The 2119-nt window shown below is 66.4% G+C and carries 1 protein-coding gene; it reads right to left on the bottom strand.

Annotated elements, in window-relative coordinates; translation table 11 throughout:
* A partial coding sequence (ftsH, locus tag HUK84_RS15765) for an ATP-dependent zinc metalloprotease FtsH (RefSeq protein WP_176641130.1) occupies positions 1-1888 on the bottom strand: 1888 nt, incomplete at its 3' end.
* Positions 1889-2119: the final 231 nt, after the last annotated feature.

Below are 2119 nucleotides of genomic sequence, written 5' to 3'. Positions count from 1 at the left end.
AGGGCAGCGGCGCGGCCGGCGGCGTCGGCGGTACCGAGGCGCGGCGATTTTCCGGCATCGGATCGTCCACCACGATGCGCTCGATCTGCTCGCCGCGCAGGACCTGGCGGATTTCCTCGCCCGACAGGGTCTCGTGCTCCAGCAGGGCCTGGGCCAGGCGATGCAACTGGTCGATATGCTCGATCAGCAGGGTGCGGGCGCGGATATAGGCGGCGTCGATCAGGCTCTTGATCTCGTCGTCGATCTCGCGGACCGTTTCCTCGGACACGTTCTTGTTCTGGGTCACGGTGTGGCCCAGGAAGACTTCCTGCCCGTTATCGCCATAGGCGATCATGCCCAGCTTCTCGCTCATGCCCCATTCGGACACCATGCGGCGGGCCAGGTCGGTCGCCATCTTGATGTCGCCCGAGGCGCCGTTGGACACGTTGTCCGCGCCGAAGATGATTTCCTCGGCCGCACGGCCGCCCATGGCCAGGGTCAGTTCGCCCAGGCATTTCGCGCGGCTCTTGGAATAGCGGTCGCCTTCCGGAAGGCTCATGACCAGGCCCAGCGCGCGACCGCGCGGGATGATCGTGGCCTTGTGCACCGGATCGGCCCCCGGCGTCAGGATCGCCACCAGGGCGTGGCCGCCCTCGTGATAGGCCGTCATGCGCTTCTCGTCCTCGCTCATGACCAGCGAGCGGCGTTCGGCGCCCATCAGCACCTTGTCCTTGGCGTTCTCGAACTCCAGCATCGCGACGGTGCGCTTGCCCAGGCGGGCGGCCATCAGCGCGGCCTCGTTCACCAGGTTGGCCAGGTCTGCGCCCGAGAAACCCGGCGTGCCGCGCGCGATCACCTTGGGATCGACGTCGGAGGCCAGAGGGACCTTGCGCATATGCACGCGCAGGATCTTCTCGCGCCCGACCACGTCGGGATTGGGCACCACGACCTGACGGTCGAAGCGGCCGGGGCGCAGCAGGGCCGGGTCCAGCACGTCGGGGCGGTTGGTCGCGGCAATCAGGATCACGCCCTCATTGCTCTCGAACCCGTCCATCTCGACCAGCATCTGGTTCAGCGTCTGCTCGCGCTCGTCGTTGCCGCCGCCCAGGCCGGCGCCGCGATGGCGGCCCACCGCGTCGATCTCGTCGATGAAGATGATGCAGGGCGCGGCCTTCTTGCCCTGCTCGAACATGTCGCGCACGCGCGAGGCGCCGACGCCGACGAACATCTCGACGAAGTCCGAACCCGAGATGGTGAAGAAGGGCACGTTGGCCTCGCCCGCGATGGCGCGCGCCAGCAGGGTCTTGCCGGTGCCCGGCGGGCCGACCAGCAGCACGCCCTTGGGGATCTTGCCGCCCAGGCGGGTGAATTTCTGCGGGTCGCGGAGGAAATCCACGATTTCCTGCAGTTCGCCCTTGGCCTCGTCGATGCCGGCGACGTCATCGAACGTCACCCGCCCCTGCTTTTCCGTCAGCATGCGGGCGCGCGACTTGCCGAAGCCCATCGCCCTTCCGCCGCCGGCCTGCATCTGGCGCATGATGAAGATCCAGGCGCCGAACATCAGCAGGATCGGGGCATAATTGATCAGGTAGCGCAGGAATGGGTTCGAATCGCTGTCCAGCGGCTTCGCCACCACTTCGACCCCCTTGCCCGTCAGCAGGGGGATCAGGGTCGGATCCTGCGGGGTATAGGTCTCGAACGACGTGCCGTCCGTCAGGGTGCCGGAGATGTTATGGTCCTGCACCACGACCGAGCGCACGCGCCCGCCATTCACATCCCCGATGAAATCGGAATATGCGAGCTGCTGCGACGCGTGCTGCGCGCTTCCAGGCTGGAAGACGTTGAACAGCAGCAACAGCAGCACGATGATGATTACCCACAGGGCCAGGTTCCGGCCAAAATTGTTCATCTTGCCCATTGTTCCATACGCTGACGCCCCCGGCTCCCGCACGGTGCCGGGGCACGCGAGGCGGCTCTATTCTGACCAGCGGCAACGCGCCTTTTCAACCTTATGTTCACCCATACATAGGCGCTTCGGGTCACATTCACACCCCCATGAGCGGTCTTTCTTGCCCCGGGCATCAGAATTCCGCCCCCGGCGCCCCGGCGAAGCGCGCGCTTTCAGTCGCCGCCGCGCCCG

This window comes from Nguyenibacter vanlangensis (assembly GCF_013376155.1).
Lineage (GTDB): Bacteria > Pseudomonadota > Alphaproteobacteria > Acetobacterales > Acetobacteraceae > Gluconacetobacter > Gluconacetobacter vanlangensis.
Note: the sequence above shows the minus strand (reverse complement) of the source record. Positions and strands in the feature narration are given on the sequence as shown.